The 3,915-nt window shown below is 56.6% G+C and carries 3 protein-coding genes; 1 reads left to right on the top strand and 2 read right to left on the bottom strand.

Annotated elements, in window-relative coordinates; genetic code table 11:
- On the top strand, nt 1-972 hold a 972-nt coding region (locus tag ACXJMY_RS37665; RefSeq protein WP_456624409.1), incomplete at its 5' end, for a LysM peptidoglycan-binding domain-containing protein.
- Nucleotides 973-1,059: 87 nt separating this feature from the next.
- On the opposite strand, the gene ACXJMY_RS37670 is transcribed toward ACXJMY_RS37665, so the two are convergent.
- Together ACXJMY_RS37670 and ACXJMY_RS37675 are read right to left on the bottom strand one after the other, a co-directional pair.
- Nucleotides 1,060-2,121 (bottom strand): reverse transcriptase domain-containing protein, encoded by a 1,062-nt coding sequence (locus tag ACXJMY_RS37670; protein ID WP_456624410.1) that lies wholly within the window; start codon nt 2,119-2,121, stop codon nt 1,060-1,062.
- Between the two features lie 247 nt (nt 2,122-2,368).
- Entirely contained in the window at nt 2,369-3,655 is a 1,287-nt protein-coding gene (locus ACXJMY_RS37675) for a phosphoribosyltransferase-like protein (RefSeq protein WP_456624411.1), read from the bottom strand.
- Nucleotides 3,656-3,915 lie beyond the last annotated feature (260 nt).

Genomic DNA, 3,915 nt, shown 5'->3' on the forward strand with positions numbered 1-3,915 from the left:
GTGCAAGCCATGCTCGACCGGAGCGAACAAGACTCATGTGAATTCCATTTGCGACTTCTGAGTCCTTCACTAACCTTTATCGATTCGCATACCTTCGCTGTGCAATATCATATGCACGCCAGCTACTGGGATTGCGGCTCATTTCTTGGCATCCCTTACAAAATAGATCTTGGTACCGCGGACGCCGACTCTCGCATTGTATATCAATTGAACTCAAACCTTCAGGTAGACATCGCTGACACGCAAACGTTTAACGTGAACATCGATACAAGTACGTTTGTAGATATCTTGTCCATTGCAGTTGGGCCGATTGGCCTTCCCCTTCGCGAAATGTTCAAAGATTCGCTGAAGAAGGGCATTGTCAATCGGATCAATAGCTTCGATGTTGCCACGGGATCTGCTTCAAATCCCGCTTTCGTTGCGCTTGTATCGGGCAATACCACAGTACAATCATACTTGCGTCGGCTTGACCTGACTCATGCGCCTGCTTGGCAGTTGCTTACCGAGCCTGTCGCTTCGGGGTTTCAGCCCGTATCGCCGGCGCTGACCCAATTTAGGCTGGTGCAAATCACCAATCTGCCGCCTTACGACGGGCCTAGCGCTTATGAGATTAGGCGCGGAGAAATCATGTACGTAAAAGACCTAGCTAAGCCGAAGCCCCGCATGCATACGGTCGTCAAAGGCGAAAGTCTCTGGAAAATCGCTAAGTCATACTATCCAGATCCGCATGGTTTTCTTCTTATTGAGCAAGCTAATGGGCTCAGGGGAAAAAGACTTTCTGTTGGTCGATCAATTGTGGCGCCTTTGCTCTACGAGACTTGCGTAGATCAGAACTCGGGAAACTTGGTCCTTCCGGGAGACACGGTATACGCACTGCAGGCGAAGCTCGGGGCGAGTTTCATTCCGAAACCTAAAGATTTCCGCTCACGGCGGCTGTCATTGATTTATCCATATGAACGAGTTCGGCATTGAGTGGCGAAAGTGAAAATTCATGTGCGTTCAGCTCAACGAAATACGAGTCCCGGATGGCCCGAACGAAGGTCGGACGTTTGATCGCTTTTAGCGCGACCAGTCGACCGTATTGAGCCTGACATACAGCTTCGCCGCGTAAGAAGGGTTCACCTGATGAGCAAACGCGATTAGGCCCTCAATATGTCTGCGCATGCCGATCGCAGAAGCAAAGCCTCGCTTCTGCCGGTGAGCAGAGGGACCGATCCTCTCGTTCGTAAGCGCAAAGAGATGCGTTTCGACATTGTTTCGAAAAGCTCGAGTAAGGCGCGGGCGCTCTCCGTCCACCAGTACTCCCAAAAGTACCTTTCGTGCACCCGGTGGGACAACGCTGGTCTTTTCGCGATGATGAGTCAGACCAACAAGTTCCAGTTGGTGCGCAACTCGCTTCGCGAGATGCATGGCGACAGCGCGCGACGCTCCATCTGTTCGAGAGAAGGCAAGATCGTCAGCATATCTGGTGTAAGTCCAACCCTCACTTTTTGCCAGCGTCGTCAGTCGACGATCTAGCGTATCCATCGTCAAGTTCGCCAGCATAGGGCTGGTCGGCGCTCCCTGTGGTAGGTGACCTGGTTCATGCCTGCGGTAGGGCAAACCGGCTTTGCCTCTGCCGAGGGATGCAAGCCTGCTAGGCAGGCGTGTGCAGATCCGCGCCATTTGGAATGACAGTAGCGCACCGTATCCAAGCGAGCGAAACACCCGATAAACTTGTGGCTCTGAGATCGACTCGAAGAAATGTCGAACGTCCATTTTGACGAGCCATCTTGAACCAAGATGACGCGCGGCTGCTCCAACAAGATCACGTCCAGGTGTGAAGGCAAAGCTGGCTGGATGAGGCTCTATGAGATTGAGTATATTCTGAGCGATCCAACGTTGTACTTGCATCAGAAATGGCTGCGGTACACAGATCGTCCGGTACCGACGCGGCGGAGCCGGAATCATGCCAGCCACCCCTCGCTTCTTGACGCGGAAAACGCGGTAAGCGTCCAGTTTGCGGAATGCCACCTGCTGCAGATCGTCGGCGGACACCTCAGCGAGATGCGCCAGGTGATGTAGCGTGAAAATGACAGGAAGGTCGGGATGCGTTCGCTTGATCGCTGAGGCCGCGCTCACCGCAGCCTCTATCACGCCCTCGGGACGGCCAGCCTTTCTCGCCTCTCCGCGAAAGTGCTGAGGACTCCACGGGTGTTTCATCTACTTGAATCCAGCCCCGCGTGGGCGCTGCTTCGTCCATCGAAACGAGTCTCCGAGGAGGTTCCCGCAGGGAACGAAGGAGGAAGCAGCGTGGACCGGCGTTCGGAAGCTCTATCAGCGGCGATCGGAAGCCCGGTCGCCCAGGACGGCAAGCTACGGCTTGCCATCATGGCCGCCCCGAAGGGCGGCGGGTGCTAGATGAGCCCCGCGAAGTCCTCAGGGCCAAGGGATAATACGGCTCTGGATTTGTTGCAACCAGGGGTCGCTTGCGCTCGGACCGTCGTCCAGCCGCTAAGAGTGCTTGCCCGGGATCGGTGAGCCGACCCGAACCGTTGATGAACCCGCCCTTCAGTGCCCGAGCAAGTACGTCCATGACATCTGGCACCGCCATTCCGGTGCGCTCGGCAAGAGCGACTTGGCTCTTAGGGTGCCATCGCCCGCGGAGAAGGCTGAGAACAAGGACCATTGCGGCAATTTCCGGTGACAGATCGTCGGAGATCGCGATGCCGGTCATCTCCGCCGCCTGACCGATGACCTCCGCCGGTGCCCGGACGCCGAACGCTGGCCTCAAGTCATCTGGTGCGGCACCGTCGTAAAGGGCACGCCAACCCCCATGAGTCCGGTGCAGCAGGGCCGGAGTGTTGTTTGGAAGACGATAGTTGAATGCCACGAGCGCAGTGTCACCACCGAACCCATAGCGGCTCGCGCCGCGGCCTGCGTCAGGGCCATACTTTTCGATCAGGGTCAACCACTCTGCCGCCTGCTTAAAGTCCGGATGGCTGCTGATCGTTGGCGCAACGTGTTGGAATAGTACTTCCGGTCCAAGCCTGTGCCGCTTCACTTTCGCGACCCCTGCAACGGTTGCCGCGGCGGCTATAACCTTGAAATCGATCCATTTTCTCGACACCCAGGAGCGGACGCTGGGGACCGCCCAAAATGCATCCAGCATCCCGCAAACGCGCGAGCCTGATCCGATGAAGTCGGTCACAATGCCAATACTTCCCGCTGGGCTCGTCTTTCCCCGGAGCAAGTCAGGTCCGGGATGGTTCATAAATGATCCTGGTTTGGTCTCGTGCGCTTGCGAGATTACGAATGCAATAAGGCCCTCGCTTCCTACTCGGCCGCTGCCCCTCACAGGACTTACCGGTGCCGGTCCCTTGCGGCCGACCGACCGCCGACGAGGTTGACCGTCAGCGTCCGGAATCATTTCCACTTTGAACGCCGGTGCGCCTCCAAATTCTCGTTCGGCATAGAGAGCGATCCTCCTCCTTCGTCCATGTCGGGATGCTGCCAGAGCGTACAGCTGCGATCGAATGGAGGCGCTAACCTGCTCTTCATTGAGAAGAAGCAAAGAGTCCAGCATCGATTTTGCAGAGGGCTGATCGGCCGTCGCGAACTGCTTCAGCCATGATTGGGCCGTGGGATATGACGACAGGGGCTTCCGATCGACCATTTCTTCAACTCACCGGGTATGCAGGCGTCGCTGGACGCATTGGCGATCTAGGCTTCCTTGTCCCGGTGTCCCACCAACTAGTATGTGGGACGGTGGGACAGTCTGAGTCTCACGGGCCGCACCCTGTCAGCGACTCAGTCTTTTCGACACCGGGTCCGGCAGGTCCAATCGTTGGGTAATCTCAGCTCCAAGTGTTGGCGAACGCCTCTGCTTGTCTGATCACCAAATCCACGGCGGCTTTCTGAAGATCAGGTGGATAC

The sequence above is a fragment of the Bradyrhizobium sp. P5_C12 genome, assembly GCF_054049735.1.